The sequence below is a fragment of the Luedemannella helvata genome, assembly GCF_039528415.1.
Taxonomy (GTDB): domain Bacteria; phylum Actinomycetota; class Actinomycetes; order Mycobacteriales; family Micromonosporaceae; genus Luedemannella; species Luedemannella helvata.
The window spans coordinates 24,203-42,765 of record NZ_BAAALS010000013.1 but is presented as its reverse complement, the minus strand read 5'-3'; the positions used below and the strand labels follow the sequence as shown (position 1 = coordinate 42,765).

Below are 18,563 nucleotides of genomic sequence, written 5' to 3'. Positions count from 1 at the left end.
CGTGACCGCATGGGATTGTTCCGGCGGCGTGACACAGACCTTTTCTCGATCCCCGAGCAGGGTGGGGTGCCCGTCCCCGAGCCGATGGCGTCCGACTTCCGTCTCGTCGTGGAGGACGTGTTCTTCATCCGGCGACGTGGACTGGTCGTCACCGGCACGATCGAGGCGGGAACGGTCGAGGTCGGCAGCGTGGTGACCGTGGAACGGGCGGGGAAGGCCGCCGTCAACGTGGCGGTCGCCGGTGTGGAGCGGGCGCGGAAGCTGCCGACCCGGGCCGTGGCCGGTGAGGCCGTCGGGCTGCTCCTCAAGGAGCTGACCCCGGACGACATCGCGCGCGGCGATGTCGTGCGTGCGGCCCGGTAGACGACCGGACACTGACCGCCGGCGGACCTGGTGGTCCCCGCAGGGGCGTCACGCGCGTCTATGCTCCTGCCCGTGAGAATCGTCGACGCCAGGGTCATCGTCACCTGTCCGGGCCGCAACTTCGTCACTTTGAAGATCGTCACCGACGAGGGGGTGACCGGCGTCGGCGACGCGACGCTCAACGGCCGCGAGCTGTCCGTCGCCGCGTACCTGACCGAGCACGTCATCCCGACCCTGATCGGCCGCGATCCGGCCCGCATCGAGGACACCTGGCAGTACCTCTACCGGGGCGCGTACTGGCGGCGCGGCCCGGTGACGATGAGCGCGATCGCGGCCGTCGACACCGCCCTGTGGGACATCAAGGGCAAGGTGGCGGGCCTGCCGGTCTACCAGCTGCTGGGCGGCCGGTCGCGCGAGGGCGTGACCGTCTACGGCCACGCGAACGGCGACACGGTCGACGACGTGCTCACGGCCGTGGCCTCCTACGTGGACCTCGGATACCGGGCGATCCGGGTGCAGACCGGTATTCCGGGCCTACCGGTCACCTATGGCGTCGGTAAGGACAAGCTGTTCTACGAGCCGGCGGACGCCGCCATCCCGACCGAGTCCGCGTGGTCCACCGAGCGGTACCTGTCGTTCATCCCGTCCGTCTTCGCGCGGGTGCGTGAGGAGTTCGGGCCGACCCTCAAGCTGCTGCACGACGTGCACCACCGGCTCACCCCGATCGAGGCCGCCCGCCTGGGGCGCAGCCTCGAGCCGTACGCGCTGACCTGGATGGAGGACCCGGTCCCCGCCGAGTTGCAGGAGGGGTTCCGTCTCATCCGCCAGCACACCACCACGCCGATCGCGGTCGGTGAGGTGTTCAACACGATCTGGGACTGCGAGCAGTTGATCCGCGAGCAGCTCATCGACTACATCCGCGCGACGGTCGTGCACGCCGGCGGCATCACCCACCTGCGCCGGATCTTCGATCTGGCGGCGCTGCACCACGTGCGGTCCGGCTCGCACGGCGCGACCGACCTGTCCCCGGTCTGCATGGCGGCCGCCCTGCACCTCGACCTCGCGATCCCCAACTTCGGCCTGCAGGAGTACATGCGCCACACGCCGGCCACCGACGAGGTCTTCCCGCACGGGTACCACTTCGCAGACGGATACCTGCACCCGTCCGAGGCGCCCGGCCTCGGCGTCGACATCGACGAGGACCTTGCCGCCAAGTATCCCTACCGCCCCGCGTCGCTGCCGGTGAACCGGCTGGAGGACGGCACTATGCACAACTGGTGACGCACTTGAGTATCAAGTAGCTTGCGATATCCTGCCATTCAAGTTTGTCGATTATTCTTGTGGTCGACAGCGCCTCATCCCCTAGGGCAGGAATCGACGATGCAACGTCCCCGTGTCAAATCCGCCGCGACGATCACGCTGACCGCGGCCGTCCTGGCTGGCTGGGCCATCACCACAGTCCTCGGCAGCCCGGCCGCCCAGGCGGCCACCACCGCCGCGCAGACCGCGCTGGCCGCGAACGTGGCCGACCACGACGCCGACGCCGACTACGTCTGGAACGCCTCCGACGTCGTCCCCGTCGCGCTGAACGGCAGCGGCGCGAGCGCCGCCAGCGCCAACGTGTCGATCAGCGGCACAACCGTGACGATCACGGCGGCCGGCACCTACCAGCTGACGGGCACCCTCACCAACGGCCGGATCGTGGTCAACTCGCCCGGCTCCGGGATCGTGCGGGTGCTCCTCAACGGCGCCACGATCACCAACTCCACGACCGCGCCGTTCGAGATCCAGGCCGCCGAGAAGGCGCTGGTCTTCCTCAACGCCGGCACCACGAACACGCTGTCCGACGCGACCACCTACGTGTACCCGGACCCGGACACGACCGAGCCCGACGCCGCGCTGTTCAGCAAGGCCAACCTGACGATCGCGGGCACCGGTTCACTCACCGTGCGCGGCAACGCGTACGACGGCATCGCCAGCAAGGACGGCTTGATCATCCACTCCGGCACGCTGAGCGTGACCGCCAGGGACGACGGCATCCGGGGCAAGGACTACCTGGTCGTCGATGGCGGCGCGATCACGGTGAACGCCGGCTCGGACGGCCTGAAGTCGACCGACGGCAGCGCCGCGGCCGGCTACGTCAGCGTCAACGCCGGCACGATCAACGTCACCGCGTCCGGCGACGGCCTCTCCGCTGAGTCCGATGTCATCGTCCAGGGCGGCTCCACCACGATCACGGCCGGCGGCGGCAGCTCCGCGGCCGTGACCGACACTTCCACCAAGGGCCTCAAGGGCGGCGTGAGCGTCGTGGTCAGCGACGGCACGGTGAACACCGACACGGCCGACGACGGCCTGCACTCCAACGCCGACGTGATCGTCGACGGCGGCACGATCACGGTCGCGACCAACGACGACGGCCTGCACGCCGACGACGAGCTGAACGTCCTCGGCGGCACGATCAACGTCAACAAGTCGGTCGAAGGCCTCGAGGCGCTCAAGCTGACCGTCTCGGGCGGCTACGTGAGGGCCATCGCCACCGACGACGCGTTCAACGCGGCCGAGGAGGGCGTCAACGAGTTCCAGGTCGCGCCGAACGCGTTCATCCGCGTCACCGGCGGCACGGTCGTGGCCGACGGCGGCACCGACGGACTCGACTCCAACGGATCGATGACGCTGTCGGGCGGCACGGTCGTCGTGGCCGGCTCCGCCACGAGCGCCTTCGGCGAGGGCGGCCTGGACGCCAACGGCACGCTGAGCATCACCGGCGGGCTGGTGTTCGCCAGCGGCCTGAGCGCCTCGACCGGCACGATCGCCGCCGCCGGCCAGGGCCGCATCGCGTACGCGTTCGGCGCCCGGCAGGCGGCGAACACCACGATCCACATCGCCACCACGTCGGGCACGGAGCTGGTGTCGTTCCGCTCGACGAAGGCGTTCCAGCGGATCGTGTTCTCCTCGTACCAGCTGGTCCCGGGCACGACCTACGCGATCTACACCGGCGGTACGGCCGGCGGCACCAGCATCGGCGGCGGCCTCTACACGGGCGGCACGCTGTCGGGGGCCAGCCAGGTCGGCACGGTGACGGCGGGCGGCACCACGACGGGCACCCAGCCCACGAGCGGCGCCGCCACGACCGGCCCGGTCGCGACGACCACCCGGCCGGCGACCACGACCCGGCCGGTGACCACCACGCCCGGCGCGGTGACCACCCGACCGGTGATCACCTCGGCCGCCGGCACGGGCGGCTGCTCCGCGACGTACGCGATCGTGGGGCAGTGGCAGGGCGGCTTCCAGGCGAGCGTCCGCGTCACGGCCGGCTCGGCCCCCATCTCCGGGTGGACGGTCACCTGGACGTACGCGAACGGCCAGACGGTCACGCAGGCGTGGAGCGCGACGATCACCAGTAGCGGGTCGGCGATCACCGCCCGCAACGTCTCGTACAACGGCAGCCTCGCCGCCGGTGCGGTGACGGAGTTCGGGTTCCTCGGTTCGTGGAACGGCACCAACAGCGCGCCGACGGTGAGCTGCGCCGCCAGCTGACCGCGCGACCGTGGCGAGGCGGACTGACCGGCCCGCCTCGCCACGGTCAGGTGTAGGACCAGCGAAGCTGGGCAGGCTAGGAGAATGCAGATCCTCGGAGGCAGGTACCGGCTGGTCGAACTGATCGGCACGGGCGGCATGGCGGTGGTCTGGCGCGCGTTCGACGAGGTCCTCGGGCGCGCGGTGGCCGTCAAGGTACTCACCTCCGATCTTGCTGAGGACCCTGACTTCCGCCGGCGCATCCGCGAGGAGGCCCGCGCCGCCGCGCGCCTGGCGCACCCGCATGTGAGCGTGGTCCACGACTACGGGGAGTGGATCGACGCCAACGACGCGGTCATGCCGTACGTGGTGATGGAGCTCATCGACGGCCCGTCACTGCGGGAGGTATTGCGCAAGGGCTCACTGCCGTGGACCCAGGCGGCGGCAGTTGTGGCGCAGGTGGCGGCGGGACTGGCCGCCGCGCACGCGCGCGGGCTGGTGCACCGCGACGTCAAGCCCGCGAATGTGGTGCTCGCGCCCACCGGGGCGAAGCTCGTGGACTTCGGCATCTCGACGATCACCGGCGCGGAGGAGACGTCCGCCGAGGTGATGGGCACCCCGGCGTACCTGGCCCCGGAGCGGATCTCGGGCAAGCCCGCGTCCCCGGCCGTGGACGTCTACGCGCTGGGCCTGCTGCTCTATCAGGCGGTCGCCGGCGCCCTGCCGTGGCAGGTCGACGGCCAGACCGCCATGCTGCTCGCGCACCTGCAGGATGACCCACGGCCGTTGCCGGACGTGGCCGGGCAGACCCTGCCGATCGAGCTGACCACGCTGGTCGAGCGGTGTCTGGTCAAGGATCCGGACCAGCGCCCGGCCGCCGCCGACGTGGCGGGTGAGCTGATCGCGATGCCCGGCGTGGCCGGCGCCGCGATCCCGGGCGCCGAGCCGGAACGTAGCTCCGACGGCGACCAGACGGCGTTCGTCGCGCTCCCGTTCGGCGACCGCAGGGCCTCCGGTCGGGCGGAGGTGCTCACGAGGGAGACCGCGACGGAGTCGAGCTTGGCCGCGGATCGTCGGCGGTGGCTGTGGCCCGTGGCGACGGGTACCGCCGCGGTCGCGATCGTCGCCGCCATGGCGGGGGCGTCGGCGTTGGACGACCAGCAGGCCGGCGGGTCCGCCGCGCCGCCCACGGTCGCGCCGTCGGCCGGTCCTTCCTGCCAGGCGGTCTACCAGACGCGCACGGACGATGGCCGTCGGTTCGCGGGGCAGGTCACCGTCATCAACACGGGCGCGCAGCCGCTGCGCGACTGGACACTGTCGTTCCGCTATCCCAGCGACCAGCGCGCCGTCGGCTCGCATCTCACCCAGACGGGCTCGGCGGTGTCGGTGGGCCCGATCAAGAAGGAGCTGGCCGCGGGCCGGCAGGCGACGTACGAGTTCCACGGCACGTACGGGCGGGCGAACCCGATGCCGCAGGAGTTCTCGGTGGACGAGATCCCGTGCGACGTGCGGCTGATGGGGCCGGTCGCCTACCCGCAACCCACGCCCCCGAAGCCGGAGCCGGCTGACGAGGCCAAGGCGCCGAAGCCGGACCCGAAGAAGGCCGAACCGGCGCCGAAGGGACCCAAGAAGCCGCCAGCGGCGGAAGGGCCTGCGGAGCCCGCGAAGAAGCCGAAGTAGGGGCCGGGCCGGGCCGCGCGACCTGGTAGACGGCACGATCGCTCTCCACTCGGAACCCAGGTGTCGCGAGGTCAGAACGCGATCTGACAAGCGATAGAAACGGTTCTGTCACATGAACCGCTTAAGGAACGTGTGAGCTGCGAATACGTGCGGTTCATCGATGACATGGGATATTTTGGCCACACCTCGTATGGCCGCAGGACCGAAACATATCGACAAACACCGAAACTGCCCCTGGCCTTCTTCCAGGCTTGTCGTGACCGTAATGAAACACGTCCGCGATTGACGTGATCCTTTACGAAACTCTAAGTTTCCATTCACGAAATCTTTCGGCGCCTGCCCACCCCTCGGCATGCCCGGAAGTTTTCCGTCGTTCCTGACGACCTGTCCGCGGCCACGGAAGGACGGTGCGCGTATGCGTCACCGCTCAGGGATCTACCGGACCATCGCGAGCGCCGCCGCCGGTATGGCGCTCGTCCTCAGCTCCGCGTGCGGCACCTCCGGACCCGTACGAGGAGGGCTGCAGGTATGGGCCCTACAGGATCCCGCCAACGAACCGATCATCAAGCGCGGCATCGAGCAGTTCAACGCCGCCTCCGGCACCCGCGCGGCGCTCACCACGTACGCCAACGACGCGTACAAGCAGAAGCTGCAGGTGTCGATGGGCTCGCCCAACGCGCCGGACGTGTTCTTCAACTGGGGCGGCGGCAACCTGGCCCAGTTCGTCAAGGCCAACCAGGTGCGCGACCTGACGAACGCGCTCGCTGTGCGACCCGAGGTGGCCAAGCGCTTCCTGCCGAGCGTGCTCGACGTCGGCAAGATCAATGGTCACCAGTACGGCATCCCGATGAACGGCATCCAGCCGGTCATCCTCTTCTACAACAAGCGCGTCTTCTCGGAGGCCGGCGTCCAGCCGCCGAAGACGTATGACGACCTGCTGGCCCTCGTCGAGCTGTTCAAGGCGCGCGGGATCACGCCGGTCGCGCTCGCCGGCTCGCAGGGCTGGACCGAGCTGATGTGGCTGGAATACCTGCTCGACCGGGTGGGCGGGGCGGAGAAGTTCGCCGCCATCGCGGCCGGCAAGGCGGGCGCCTGGCGCGACCCGGCCGTCCTGCAGGCTCTTACGATGTGCCAGGACCTCGCGGCGCGTGGCGCGTTCGGCAAGAACTTCGCCTCGGTCAACTACGACAACAGCGGGGCGTCCAAGCTGTTCGCCACCGGCAAGGCGGCCATGCACCTCATGGGCAGCTGGGAGTACGGCAGCCAGGCGGCCAACAACCCGAAGTTCCTCGCCCGCGGTGAGCTGGGCTGGGTGACGTTCCCTGAGGTCACCGGTGGCAAGGGGGACCCCCGCGCGGTCGTCGGCAATCCCAGTAACTACTTCTCGGTGCGGTCGGACTCACCGGCGGCGGACGCGGCCACCCGCTTCGTGGTCGAGACCCTCGCGTCCGACGACTACGTGGCGGACCTCATCGCCGCGGGCCAGGTGCCAGCCGTACGGGGCGTGGAGGACAAGCTGGCCGGCACCCACAACGCGGAGTTCACGACGTTCACCTACCAACTGGCGGTGAAGGCTCCGACGTTCACGCAGTCATGGGACCAGGCGCTGAGCCCGTCGGCGGGCGCCGAGCTGAACACGAACCTGCAGAAGCTCTTCCTCAGGGACATCTCGCCGCAGGGCTTCGTCGAGGCGATGGAGAAGGCGAAATGATCGGGCGTCAGCGGGCGGATCATCGGCGCGGGAATGACCCGTGCCGCCGCCGGGGAGCGGCGGAGGTGGCGGCGTGAGTAAAGGCATTCTCGGCAGGGGGCGGCCCGGCGCGATCTGGGCGGCCCCCGCCGCCATCTTCTTCGGCATCTTCGGCATCCTCCCGATCCTCGCCGTCGTGTACCTGAGCTTCACGGAGTGGAACGGGCTCGGCGAACCGAAGTGGACCGGCTGGGCCAACTGGTCGCGGCTGTTCGACGACCCGGACGTCGTCGGCAGCGTGCGGGTCACGCTCGTCCTGGCGGTGCTGTGCTGGCTTCTGCAGACCCCCGCGTCGCTCCTGCTGGGCGTGTGGGCGGCCGGCTCGCAACGCAACCGGGCCATCCTGTCCACGATCTTCTTCGTGCCGCTGCTGCTGTCCACCGCGGCCATCGCGCTGGCCTGGCTGTCGATCCTCGACCCGAACTTCGGGCTGGCGGTGACGATCGGCAACCTCGTCGGGGTCGACGACGGTAACTTCCTCGGCGACCGCCAGCTCGCCCTCTACACGGTCGCGTTCGTCCTGACCTGGCAGTTCATCCCGTTCTACGCGCTGATCTACCAGGCCGCGACCCGGCAGATCCCGCGGACGCTGTACGAGGCCGCGCACATCGACGGCGCGGACCGCTGGCGGCAGTTCTTCTCCATCACGCTGCCGCAGCTGCGGCACACGGTGGTCGCCTCGTCGATCCTCATCGTGATCGGCTCACTGACCTACTTCGAGTCGATCCTGCTGCTCACCGGCGGCGGTCCCGGAACGGCGACCCGGGTGCTGCCCCTGCACATGTACGTGAAGGGCTTCGTCGGCTTCGACATGGGCTACGCCAGCGTACTCTCCGTCGTCATGGTGGCGGTCGGCACGGCGCTGTCCATCGCCATCGCCCGGGTGACGGGCTACCACCGGATGTCGAGTACGCGGGAGGGCCTGTGAGTACCATGTACGACCGCCCACGGCATGCCGCGACGACCGGGCGCCCGCCCGCGCCCACGCGCACCCTGCACCGCCGTCGCGAGGCGCCGAAAGGTCCGGTGCGGCGCTTCCTGCGCCGGGTCAACGTGCCGGCCGGCGTCGCCGCGACCATCTGGCTCATCATCGTGGCGGTGCCGCTGTACTACATCGTCATCAACAGCCTGCGGAACTCGGACGCGTACCTGGAGGAGGGCGCGCTCCGGATGCCCAGCGACCTGACGCTGGAGAACTACGGCCGCGTGCTCGACCTGGGGTTCGCCACCTTCCTGCTCAACAGCCTCATCGTCACGACCGCCACGGTCGTGCTCGTGCTGGCCCTCGCGCTACCGGCGGCGTACGCGATCGTGCGGGGGACGAGCCGGCCGGTGCGCTGGATGTTCAGCGCCCTGCTCCTCGGGCTCGCGGTGCCGGCGCAGGCCGTCATCGTGCCGATCTACCTCATCATCACGCGGCTGCACCTCTACGACGCGCCGACCGCGATCGTGCTGCCGACGGTGGCGTTCGCGCTGCCGATCTCCGTGCTCGTGCTGACGAGTACGCTGCGCGACATCCCCAACGAGCTGTACGAGGCGATGACGGTGGAGGGCGCGGGCTCGGTGCGGGTGTTCCGTAACCTGGTGTTTCCGATGGCGCGCCCGGGCCTGGTGACGATCGGCATCTTCAGTGGCCTGAGCGGCTGGAACGGCTTCCTGTTCCCGCTCGTCCTCACGCAGAGCCCGGAGCGGCGGGTGCTCCCGCTCGGCCTGTGGAACTTCCAGAACCAGTACGGCACGGACGTCCCCGGCCTCCTCGCGGCGGTCGTGCTCTCGGCCGTCCCCGTCCTGGTGCTCTACCTGTTCGGTCGCCGGTACCTGCTCAGGGGCATCGCCGCCGGCTTCGGCCGCTGACCGCGGGCGGCACGGCCGGCGACCGGGAACCGTCCGGTCGCCGGCCACGCCGTTGTGCGCTGTCCAGCGCCCCTGTCGAGGAGGCGCTTGCCTTTTGGTGCCCGCGGCGTCACGCTGGCTGCGTTCTCATCATTTCGATGATGATGAATGAGTCGCGGAGCGGTCGGCACCGAAGGAGAGCGCATGTTGCGAACGCCCCAACGAGTCGCGCTGTTGGCCGGTGGGCTCGCCGCCACCGTGGTCGCCGGCACGGGTGTCGTGGTCGCCGTGTCCGCCCAGGCCGCCGCGGCCGGCTGTGCCGTGAGTTACCGCGTGACGAACCAGTGGCCCAACGGCTTCGGCGCCGATGTGAACGTTAACAACCTCGGCGACCCGATCAACGGGTGGACGCTGACGTGGACGTTCGGCGCCGGTCAGACCATCCAGCAGGCGTGGAGTGCGGCCGTGACCCAGGCCGGCGCGGACGTCACGGCGAAGAACGTGAGCTACAACGGGTCGATCCCGACGGGCGGCAGCACCAGCTTCGGCTTCAACGGCAGCTGGTCCGGCTCGAACCCCGTACCCACGAACTTCGCGCTCAACGGCGTCACCTGCACCGGCGCCGTCGCGACGAGCGGCGCGGCACCCACCACCGCCCCGCGGACCACCCAGGCGCCGCAGACCACGCGGGCGCCGCTGACGAGCGCGGTCGTGACGAGTCGGGCGCCTGTCACGACCGGGCCGGCCACGCCGACGATCCCGCCCGCGTCGTACCCGAACCCGGGTGTCGTCAACGGCGACACCGGCGTGCACGACCCGACGGTCGTGAAGACGCCCGCGGGCACCTACATCGCGGCCCACACCGGCACGAACATTCAGCTGAAGACCTCGACGGACAGGACGACCTGGCGCAACGCCGGCGCCGCGTTCCCCGGTGGTGCGTCGTGGACGACCACCTACACGGGTGGCAGCGCCAACCTGTGGGCGCCCGACATCTCCTACCACAACGGCCAGTACTACATGTACTACTCGGCCTCGACGTTCGGCTCCAACCGGTCGGCGATCTTCCTGGCCACCAGCCCCACCGGCGCCTCGGGCAGCTGGACCCACCGCGGCCTGGTCATCGAGACCACATCGAGCTCCAACTACAACGCGATCGACCCGAACCTGGTCGTCGACGACGCCGGCAACTGGTGGCTGAGCTTCGGCTCGTTCTGGTCGGGGCTCAAGCTCATCGCGCTCAACCCGGGTACGGGCCTGCGCTCCGACACCACCGTGCGCGCCATCGCGGCCCGTGGCGGCGGCACCACCGCCATCGAGGCGCCGTTCATCTTCAAGCACGGCGGCTACTACTACCTCTGGGTCTCGTGGGACACGTGCTGCCAGGGCGCCAACAGCACCTACCGCATCATGGTCGGCCGCTCGACCAGCGTCACGGGTCCGTACACCGACCGCAACGGGGTCGCCATGACCGCCGGCGGCGGTACGCAGGTGCTCGCCACGCACGGCGGCGTCATCGGCCCCGGTCATCAGGCGGTCATCAGGGACAACGACGGCGACGTGCTGGTCTACCACTACTACACGAGTAGCGGCGCGTCCTACCTCGGGATCAACCGCATCGGGTACGACGGGGCCGGCTGGCCCTTCGTCTACTGAGTGGCCGTCGAGGCACCTCGTCGCCGGAACCGTTGTGCATCATCAGTTCCACAGCGGTTCCACAAAATGTCCACAAAACGTCCGTGCGGCCACGCGAGGGCTACCGTCACCTCGGCCACGGCCCGGGTCAACCCCTTGGAACAGATCATCTAGTCGGTCAGCGGAGAGAGCCGCAGGGCCGTCCAGGAGACCGGCGGGAGGGGCACCCGCAGCAGCGTGCCGTCGAGGGTGACGTCCGGCGTGCGGTGGAGGGTGACGCGGTCGGGCGCGTCGACCGTGTTGCTGGCGCGCAGGTCGTCGTCGGCGAGGGTCCACGCCTCGGCGACCGTCAACGAGCCGCCGAAGGCACGCAGGTCGACGGTGACTCCGGCCGGCGACGACTGGTCGCGGTTGACGGCGAAGACCGACACGTCGCCGGACGATGGGTCGTGGGTGGCGACCGCGTCCACCAGGGGTACCTCGCCGTAGCGCGCTGTCTCGTAGGAGGGCGCGTCCATCGTGACGGCCAGGACGTTGCCGCGGGCCAGGCGGGAGGTCGTCGCGAACGGGTGGAAGGTGGTCTGCCGCCAGGCCGGGCCGCCCGGCTCGGAGCGGATCGGCGCGATGACGTTGACCAGCTGCGCCAGGCAGGCGGCCGTCACCCGGTCGCTGTTGCGCAGCAGGGAGATCAGCAGGCCGCCGAAGGCGACCGCGTCGGCGACGTGGTACTGGTCCTCGATGACCCGGGGCGCCACCGGCCACCCGGCGCTCGGCGGCTCCGCCTGGAACCGCGACAGGTACCACACGTTCCACTCGTCGAACGAGATCTGGATCTTCTTGCGGGAGCGCAGCTTGGCGCCGACCGCGTCGGCGGTGGCGGCGACGCCCGCGACGAAGCGGTCCATGTCCACCGCTGAGGCCAGGAACGAGCCGAGGTCGCCGTCGTGCTCCTCGTAGTACGCGTGGCAGGAGATGTAGTCGACCACGTCGTAGCACTCCTCGAGCACCGTGGCCTCCCACGACCCGAAGGTGGGCATCGCGGCGCCCGACGAGCCGCACGCCACCAGTTCGATGGTCGGGTCGGCGGCGCGCAGGGCGCGCGCCGTGGCCGCCGCGAGGCGCCCGTACTCGAGGGCGGTTCTGTGGCCGATCTGCCAGGGGCCGTCCATCTCGTTGCCCAGGCACCACATGCGGATGTTGTGGGGCTCCTTCGTGCCGTTGGCCACCCGCAGGTCGGACAGCGCCGTACCGGCCGGGTGGTTGGCGTACTCGTGGACGTCGAGGGCCTCCTCGATGCCGCGGGTGCCGAGGTTGACGGCGTACATCAGCTCCACGTCCGCCTTGGCGCACCAGCGGGCGAACTCGTCGAGGCCGACCTCGTTGGTCTCGACGCTGTGCCAGGCCAGGTCGCGCCGGCGCGGCCGGTCGGCGACCGGGCCGATGCCGTCCTCCCACCGGTACCCGGAGACGAAGTTGCCCCCCGGGTAGCGGACCGTGGTGACGCCCAGCTCCCGGGTCAGGTCGAGCACGTCCGTGCGGAAGCCCTCCTCGTCGGCCGACGGGTGGCCCGGCTCGTAGATGCCGGTGTAGACGCAGCGGCCCATGTGCTCGACGAAGGAGCCGAAGGTCCGGCGGTGCACCGGCGCCACGACGTGTGCGGGATCCAGGGCGAACGAGGCGTTGAACACGGTTCTCCTTCGTGCGGGTGCGGCTGCCGAGCGTGTGATCACCGCTCCAACAGCGGGAACGCGGTGATCATGGGAAGGATAACGACCGGGCCGGTCAGGCGCGCACTGTCCATGATTTGCCCCCATCAATGAGTCGGGTCAGTTCGGGGCCGGTCGGGTGGTGCACCCGGACCACCACGAGCCGGGCCGGCGCGTCGAGGAGGCCCACCGGTCGGGCGGTCAGGACGCCGTCGCGGTAGGAGTAGCGGGTACGCGCCCGCACGCCACGCGTGTGGGCCATGCTCGCGCCGTCGTCCTCGTAGAGCTCGCCCTCGGCCTCGCCGTCCCGGTCGGGATAGACATCCAGGGTGAGCGGGTTCAGCGGCAGCTCGTCCGCGTACCGGCCGACCGGGCCGGACGGCACCACGCCGCCGCCACGGGCGAACAGCGGCAGGCCGTCGCCGATCGCCGCGTCGACCAGGACATGGCGCCCGCCGTCGTGGACCGCGCCGGTGCGGGTGTCGTACCAGCGTCCGGCCGGCAGGTAGACCGCGCGGGCGGTGACCCCGGGCCGCAGGACGGGGGCGATCAGGAGGTCCCGGCCGAGCAGCGCCTGATCGGCCAGCTGACGGCCCCGACGATCGGCGGGGTAGTGGTAGAGCAACGGCCGCAGCACGGGCGAGCCGGTCTCGGCCGCGTCGGCGAGCAGCGTGTAGAGGTAGGGCAGCAGCCGGTAGCGCAGCCGCACGGCCGCCCGGCACGCGTCGAGGGTCTCCGCGCCCCAGACCCACGGCTCCTGCGCGGCCCGCCCGCGCGCGCAGTGGTTGCGGGCCAGCGGATAACAGCAGCCCAACTGGAACCAGCGGGCCAGCAGCTCCGGGCCGCAGTCGCCGAAGAAGCCGCCGATGTCCGCGCCCGCGAACGCCACCCCGGACAGGCCGAGGTTCATCAGCTGCGGCAGGGACATCTCCAGGTGCTCCCAGTAACTGCCGTTGTCGCCGGTCCACACGGCCGCGTACCGCTGGATGCCGGTCCCGCCCGCCCTGCTCAGCCGCAGCACCCGCTCGTCGGGCCGCAGGTCCCGCAGGGCCGCGTCGGTCGCCGCGTTCTCCAGCAGGGCGTAGACGTTGTGCACTTCGGCGTGGTCGGCGTCGAGGTCGTGCGGGGTGTCCAGCGGCGGTTCGACCCGGGCGCTGTCGGGGTGGTCCATCGGGAGGTCGTGCATGGCCGGCTCGTTCATGTCGTTGACGACGCCGCGCACGCCCCGGTCGAGCAGGCTCGCGTACCAGCGGCCCCACCACTGGCGTACGGCCGGGCTCGCGAAGTCCGGGAACGCGCACAGGCCCGGCCACACATGGCGCAGCAGCAGCCCGTCGCCCTCGGTGAGGAAGTAGCCCTTGCGGTGGCCCTCGTCGAACACGTCGTAGCCGCCCTCGGGCTGGTGGCTGACGCCCACGTCGACGACGGCGGCCAGCTTGAACCCGTCGGCGGCGAGGTCGGCCGCCAGCCCGGCCGGGTCGGGGAACGCCTCCGGGTCCCAGGTGAACGTGCGCAGGCCGTCCTGGTGGTCGATGTCGAGGTAGAGCACGTCGGCCGGGATGTCGTGGCGGCGCAGGTCGGCGGCGACGGCCCGGATCCGCTCCGCCGAGTCGTACCCCCACCGGGCCTGCTGGTAGCCCAGGGCCCAGCGCGGGGGCAGCGGCATCCGCCCGGTCAGGTGGGTGAACCGGGTGACCACCTCGGCGGGCGTGGGCCCGGCCATCACGTACCAGTCCAGCTCGCCGCCGTCGACCGCCATGACCAGCCGTTGCTCGCGCTGGGCGGTCAGGTCGAAAACACTGCGGTACGTGTTGTGCAGGTACACGCCGTGGCTGCGGCCGGCGGCGTCGACGGCCAGGTAGAACGGGATGGCCTGGTACAGGGGGTCCACGCCGGCGCCCTGGTACTCGTACCGGTCGGTGCACCAGCAGGCCAGTCGCTGGCCGCGCTTGTCGAGCAGGCCGGTGCGCTCGCCGAAGCCCAGGTAGTTCTCGTCCGGCGGCATCCGATGGGTCCAGGTGGCCCGACCGTCCGCGTGCCAGGCCGGGCCGCCGCCGTCGCCGTCCATCATGATCGTTTGACCCCGGTGGAGCACGGCGACCCGGGCCCCGGTGGCCGCCGCGTGCACGGCCAGGCCGCCACCGGAGCGGACCGTCACACCGTCCCCGGTGGCCTCCACCGCGACCTCGACCGGCGGGAACGCGTCGTCGGGCGGCGTGGCCGACCAGGGCCGGCGGGGCAGGAAGTCGGCCGGCGTGGCGCGTACGCGCGCGATGGCGTCCGTCAGGTGCGTCACCGACAGGGTCGCGTCCTCGTACTCCAGGAGAACCGACCGGCCCGCGCGCCACCATCGACGCAACGCACCGGCACCTCCGGCATCGTCCCGCCGACCGGTCATCGGCCCTCCTAGCGCAGCTTGGGCAGGATCTCCTGCTCGTAGAAGGCGAAGAAGCCCTCCTGGTCGGGACCGACCTGGTCGACGTGGACGTGGTCGTAGCCGGCGTCCACGCAGCGCTGGATGCCGGCGAGGTGCCGCTCGGGGTCGGGGCCGCAGACGATGACCTCGGCGATCCGGTCCTCCGTCACGGTCCCGGCGAACTGCTCGTAGTGGGCGACCTCCGGCAGGTGCTGGCCCAGTTCCCCGGGCAGCGCCACGGTGGGGCAGACCCGCCTGGCGGTCGCCCGGGCCTGCGCCTCGTCCTTCGCCCAGCACACGTTGTACTGGACGAGGCGCGGCTTCTCGGGCTGGTCGAACGCCTCGACAACGCCCGGGTCGGGCGCGTAGTTGACCAGGCCGTCCCCGATGCGGGCCGCGAGCCGCGCGGCGCGGGGCGCGCCGGCCGCGACGAGGATGGGCGGCGGGGTGTCCGGGCGGGAGTAGAGGCGGGCGTTCTCGACCGTGAAGTGCTCGCCGTAGTGGCGCACCTGGTCGCCCGCGAACAGGCGCCGCATGATGTCCACGGCCTCGGCCAGCATGGCGGCGCGCACCTCGTACGCCGGCCAGCGGCGGGCCACGACGTGCTCGTTGAGCGCCTCGCCGGTGCCGACCCCGAGCATGAACCGGCCGGGCATCATGGTCGCCACGGTCGCGGCGGCCTGGGCCACGATCGCCGGGTGGTAGCGCATGATCGGGCAGGTCACGCCCGTGCCGACCCGCAGGTGGGTGGTCGCCTGCGCGATGCCGCCGAGCACCGACCAGACGAAGGGGCTCTGCCCCTGCTCGCCGATCCACGGGTGGAAGTGATCCGAGATCATGGCGTACCCGAACCCGACATCCTCCGCGCGGGCGGCGTAGCGGACGAGGTCGGAGGCGGGATGCTCCTCACTGGACAGGGCGTAACCGATCGTCACCATGGGCCACCTCCAGGCAGCGGCTTGATCCGGTACCACACCGCGCGCCCGCTGAACCTCGGCGCAGGGCCCGGCCCCCGGCGGCGTACCACCCGGCGGCGAGGACGGCGGCCAGGGCGATCTCGACGATGTCGCCGCCGTAGTACATGATCATGGCGGCCTGCCGGGCGTCGACCGTGCCGGCCTGTGCCCAGAGGAGCTTGGCGAGCACGCCGTGGGCGGCGGCCGCCGCGACGAGCGCCGCCCCGCGCATCACCACGCCGTACCGGCGGCGTACCGGGTCGAGCTGGCAGACGGCGGCGCTGAACAGCAGGCCCGCGCCCAGTACGTGAGCGTGGACGAGCAGCGCCAGCCACGGCCGCGACGCCGCCCACGCCGGCAGCGGGGTCCGGAACAGGACCCACATGCCGCCCGCGTCCAAAACTGCCGCGACCGGCGGACACACGAGCACGCTCACCGGGGCGGAGTGCAGCGCCCGCACGAACCCGCGCCGGACCGGGCCGGCGGGCAGCGCGCGCAGGGCCAGCGTGACCGGCCGGCCGAGCACGAGCAGCAACGGGGCGACCATACCGAGCAGCAGGTGGCGCACCATCGCGTCCGTGCTGGTCCCGTGGTCGGTGCCCGGGCCGAGCCCGGCGAGCCAGAGGGCCAGGCAGCCGACGAGGAAGGCGGCCTGCGCGGGCACCGGCCACCGGTCGCCGCGCGAGCGCAGCCGGGTGGCCGCGAGGTGGTACCCCAGGGCGGCAAGCAGACCGACAGCCGCGACCGCCTGGCCCGCCACGTCGTGGTGCATCGCTTCAGGCGGTCCGGCGGGCGGCCCAGAGGAACCAGAGGCCGGTCAGGATCAGCGCCACCGCGATGACGTTCCAGGTCCAGTCGTACGGGCGGATGTCGACGTCGTACCGGATCTGGTGCAGCCGCAGCAGCTTGTGCTGGATCGTCCCGTCGTACAGCTGGAACGCGCCCGCGCCGGTGAACGCGCCGCCGGCCAGGGCGCGGGCCATCAGGCCGCGTCGGCGGGCAAGGTCGGCCACCATGACCAACCCGATGACGGCCGCGAACCAGCTGAACGCGTGGAACAGCCCGTCCGACACCAGGCCGACCGCCGGCGTGCTCTTGTCGTAGAAGTGGTGCCAGTGCAGCAGTTGGTGGAACACGACCTCGTCAACGAATCCCGCCGCCCCGACGCCGATGAGCGCGCCGGCCGCCACGGAGCGCCCGGTCATGCCCGCCCCAGCTGGGTGGTCGTGGGCGCGTCCGGATCGGCGGCGCTCAGCGGCCGCGCCAGGTCCTCCAGGCTGCGCTGCTCGGCGCGGATCGCCAGGAACCAGGCGACCAGGCCGGCCGCCGTCATGAGGGCCGCGCCGACGCAGAACGCCACCACCGTCTGGCTCACCTCGCCGCTGCCGACGAGCTTGGCGAACAGCAGCGGGCCGGTGATGCCGCCGGCGGCCGTGCCGATCGCGTAGAAGAACGCGATGGCCATGGCCCGCGTCTCCAGCGGGAAGATCTCGCTGACCGTCAGGTACGCGGAGCTGGCGCCCGCCGAGGCGAAGAAGAGCACCACGCACCAGCAGGCGGTCATCGTGACCGCGCTGAGCGCCCCGATCCCGAACAGCCAGGCGGTGACGAACAGCAGCACGCCCGACAGCAGGTACGTGCCGGAGATCATGATCCGCCGGCCGAGGGTGTCGAAGAGGTGCCCGAGCAGCAGCGGACCGAGCAGGTTGCCCAGCGCGATGGCCGCGAAGTAGTAGCCGGTGTGCCCCGACGGCACGGCGAAGAACGTCTGCAGGATCTGGGCGTACCCGAAGGTGACCGCGTTGTAGAGGAACGCCTGCCCGATGAAGAGGGCGAGCCCGAGCACCGCGCGGCGGGGGTACCGCCGGAACAGCGTGCGCCCGATCTCGACGAACCCGGTCGACCGGCGCTGGTGGATGGTGACGCTGCCCCGGGCCGGCGGCAGTGTGGTGCCCTTCTCCGCCTCGACCTCCCGCTCGATGCCGTCCACCAGCCGCTCGGCGTCGGCGTTGCGGCCGTGGATGAACAGCCACCGTGGGCTCTCCGGCACGTGCCGGCGCACGATGATGATCGCGAGGCCGAGTACGACGCCCAGTCCGAAGGCGACACGCCAGCCCACGTTCACCGGTAGCGCGGTGAGCAGCGGGACCGTCAGGAGCGCGCCGGCGAACGCGCCGAACCAGTACGTGCCGTTGATGACGATGTCGACGCGGCCGCGGAACCGGGCCGGGATCAGCTCGTCGATCGCGGAGTTGATCGCCGCGTACTCCCCGCCGATGCCGAAGCCCGTGAGGAACCGGAACAGGAAGAACCACCAGGCGTCGAACGACAGCGCGGTCATGGCGGTGGCGACGAGGTAGACGGCCAGCGTGATCAGGAAGAGCTTCTTGCGGCCGAACCGGTCGGTGAGCCAGCCGAAGAACAACGCGCCCGCGCACGCGCCCGCCACGTAGAGGGCGCCGCCGATACCGGTGACCTGTGACTGGGTGATGTCGAGTCCGCTGCCGGGCTCCGAGAGCCGGCCGGAGAGGTTGCCGACGATCGTGACCTCGAGCCCGTCGAGGATCCACACCGTCCCCAGGCCGATGACGATCAGCCAGTGCCAGCGGGCCCACGGCAGCCGGTCCAGCCGCGCCGGCACATCCGTTTCGATCGTTCCCAGCTCGCGTGTCGCCATCGTCGCCTCCTGGGACCCCACGTTCCCGGAG

The 18,563-nt window shown here is 71.0% G+C and carries 14 protein-coding genes; 8 read left to right on the top strand and 6 right to left on the bottom strand.

The genetic code is table 11. The annotated features are described in order from the left end of the window. Nucleotides 1-9: 9 nt before the first annotated feature. The 8 genes from ABD191_RS14715 to ABD191_RS14680 all read left to right on the top strand — a co-directional run bounded on the left by ABD191_RS14715 (nucleotide 10) and on the right by ABD191_RS14680 (nucleotide 10,798). On the top strand, nucleotides 10-363 hold the full coding sequence (locus tag ABD191_RS14715; protein ID WP_344081761.1) for an EF-Tu/IF-2/RF-3 family GTPase: 354 nt from the start codon (nucleotides 10-12) through the stop codon (nucleotides 361-363). Nucleotides 364-435: 72 nt separating this feature from the next. Further along, a complete protein-coding gene (gene manD, locus ABD191_RS14710; RefSeq protein ID WP_344081758.1) occupies nucleotides 436-1,644 on the top strand; it encodes a D-mannonate dehydratase ManD in 1,209 nt (402 codons plus the stop codon). A gap of 99 nt (nucleotides 1,645-1,743) precedes the next feature. Beyond that, nucleotides 1,744-3,900 (top strand): carbohydrate-binding domain-containing protein, encoded by a 2,157-nt coding sequence (locus ABD191_RS14705; protein ID WP_344081755.1) that lies wholly within the window; start codon nucleotides 1,744-1,746, stop codon nucleotides 3,898-3,900. 84 nt (nucleotides 3,901-3,984) lie between these two features. Continuing rightward, nucleotides 3,985-5,559 carry a protein kinase domain-containing protein gene (locus tag ABD191_RS14700; RefSeq protein WP_344081752.1) on the top strand — a complete coding sequence of 525 codons (1,575 nt, stop codon included), beginning with the start codon at nucleotides 3,985-3,987 and terminating at the stop codon, nucleotides 5,557-5,559. Nucleotides 5,560-5,974: 415 nt separating this feature from the next. Further along, nucleotides 5,975-7,270 (top strand): extracellular solute-binding protein, encoded by a 1,296-nt coding sequence (locus tag ABD191_RS14695; protein WP_344081749.1) that lies wholly within the window; start codon nucleotides 5,975-5,977, stop codon nucleotides 7,268-7,270. Between the two features lie 73 nt (nucleotides 7,271-7,343). Further along, on the top strand, nucleotides 7,344-8,237 hold the full coding sequence (locus ABD191_RS14690) for a carbohydrate ABC transporter permease (RefSeq protein ID WP_344081746.1): 894 nt from the start codon (nucleotides 7,344-7,346) through the stop codon (nucleotides 8,235-8,237). A 5-nt stretch (nucleotides 8,238-8,242) separates the two neighbouring features. After that, a complete protein-coding gene (locus ABD191_RS14685) occupies nucleotides 8,243-9,163 on the top strand; it encodes a carbohydrate ABC transporter permease (protein WP_344082034.1) in 921 nt (306 codons plus the stop codon). Between the two features lie 183 nt (nucleotides 9,164-9,346). Then, entirely contained in the window at nucleotides 9,347-10,798 is a 1,452-nt protein-coding gene (locus ABD191_RS14680) for a family 43 glycosylhydrolase (RefSeq protein WP_344081743.1), read from the top strand. 149 nt (nucleotides 10,799-10,947) lie between these two features. Here ABD191_RS14680 and arfA read toward each other — a convergent pair whose 3' ends face one another. The 6 genes from arfA to ABD191_RS14650 all read right to left on the bottom strand — a co-directional run bounded on the left by arfA (nucleotide 10,948) and on the right by ABD191_RS14650 (nucleotide 18,532). After that, nucleotides 10,948-12,465 (bottom strand): arabinosylfuranosidase ArfA, encoded by a 1,518-nt coding sequence (gene arfA / locus ABD191_RS14675; protein ID WP_344081740.1) that lies wholly within the window; start codon nucleotides 12,463-12,465, stop codon nucleotides 10,948-10,950. Nucleotides 12,466-12,559: 94 nt separating this feature from the next. Then, on the bottom strand, nucleotides 12,560-14,881 hold the full coding sequence (locus ABD191_RS14670; protein ID WP_344081737.1) for a glycoside hydrolase family 31 protein: 2,322 nt from the start codon (nucleotides 14,879-14,881) through the stop codon (nucleotides 12,560-12,562). Between the two features lie 8 nt (nucleotides 14,882-14,889). Further along, nucleotides 14,890-15,837, bottom strand: coding sequence for a TIGR03557 family F420-dependent LLM class oxidoreductase (locus tag ABD191_RS14665; RefSeq protein WP_344081734.1), 948 nt, complete (start codon nucleotides 15,835-15,837; stop codon nucleotides 14,890-14,892). Further along, nucleotides 15,806-16,627, bottom strand: a complete 822-nt coding sequence (locus ABD191_RS14660; RefSeq protein WP_344081731.1) for a cytochrome c oxidase assembly protein — start codon at nucleotides 16,625-16,627, stop codon at nucleotides 15,806-15,808. The genes ABD191_RS14665 and ABD191_RS14660 overlap by 32 nt, the downstream gene beginning before the upstream one ends. A 4-nt stretch (nucleotides 16,628-16,631) precedes the next feature. Continuing rightward, on the bottom strand, nucleotides 16,632-17,060 hold the full coding sequence (locus ABD191_RS14655; protein ID WP_344081728.1) for a DUF2243 domain-containing protein: 429 nt from the start codon (nucleotides 17,058-17,060) through the stop codon (nucleotides 16,632-16,634). Continuing rightward, nucleotides 17,057-18,532: an MFS transporter gene (locus ABD191_RS14650; RefSeq protein WP_344081725.1), complete on the bottom strand. Its 1,476-nt coding sequence runs from the start codon at nucleotides 18,530-18,532 to the stop codon at nucleotides 17,057-17,059. Before ABD191_RS14650 ends, ABD191_RS14655 begins: the two co-directional genes overlap by 4 nt. Nucleotides 18,533-18,563 lie beyond the last annotated feature (31 nt).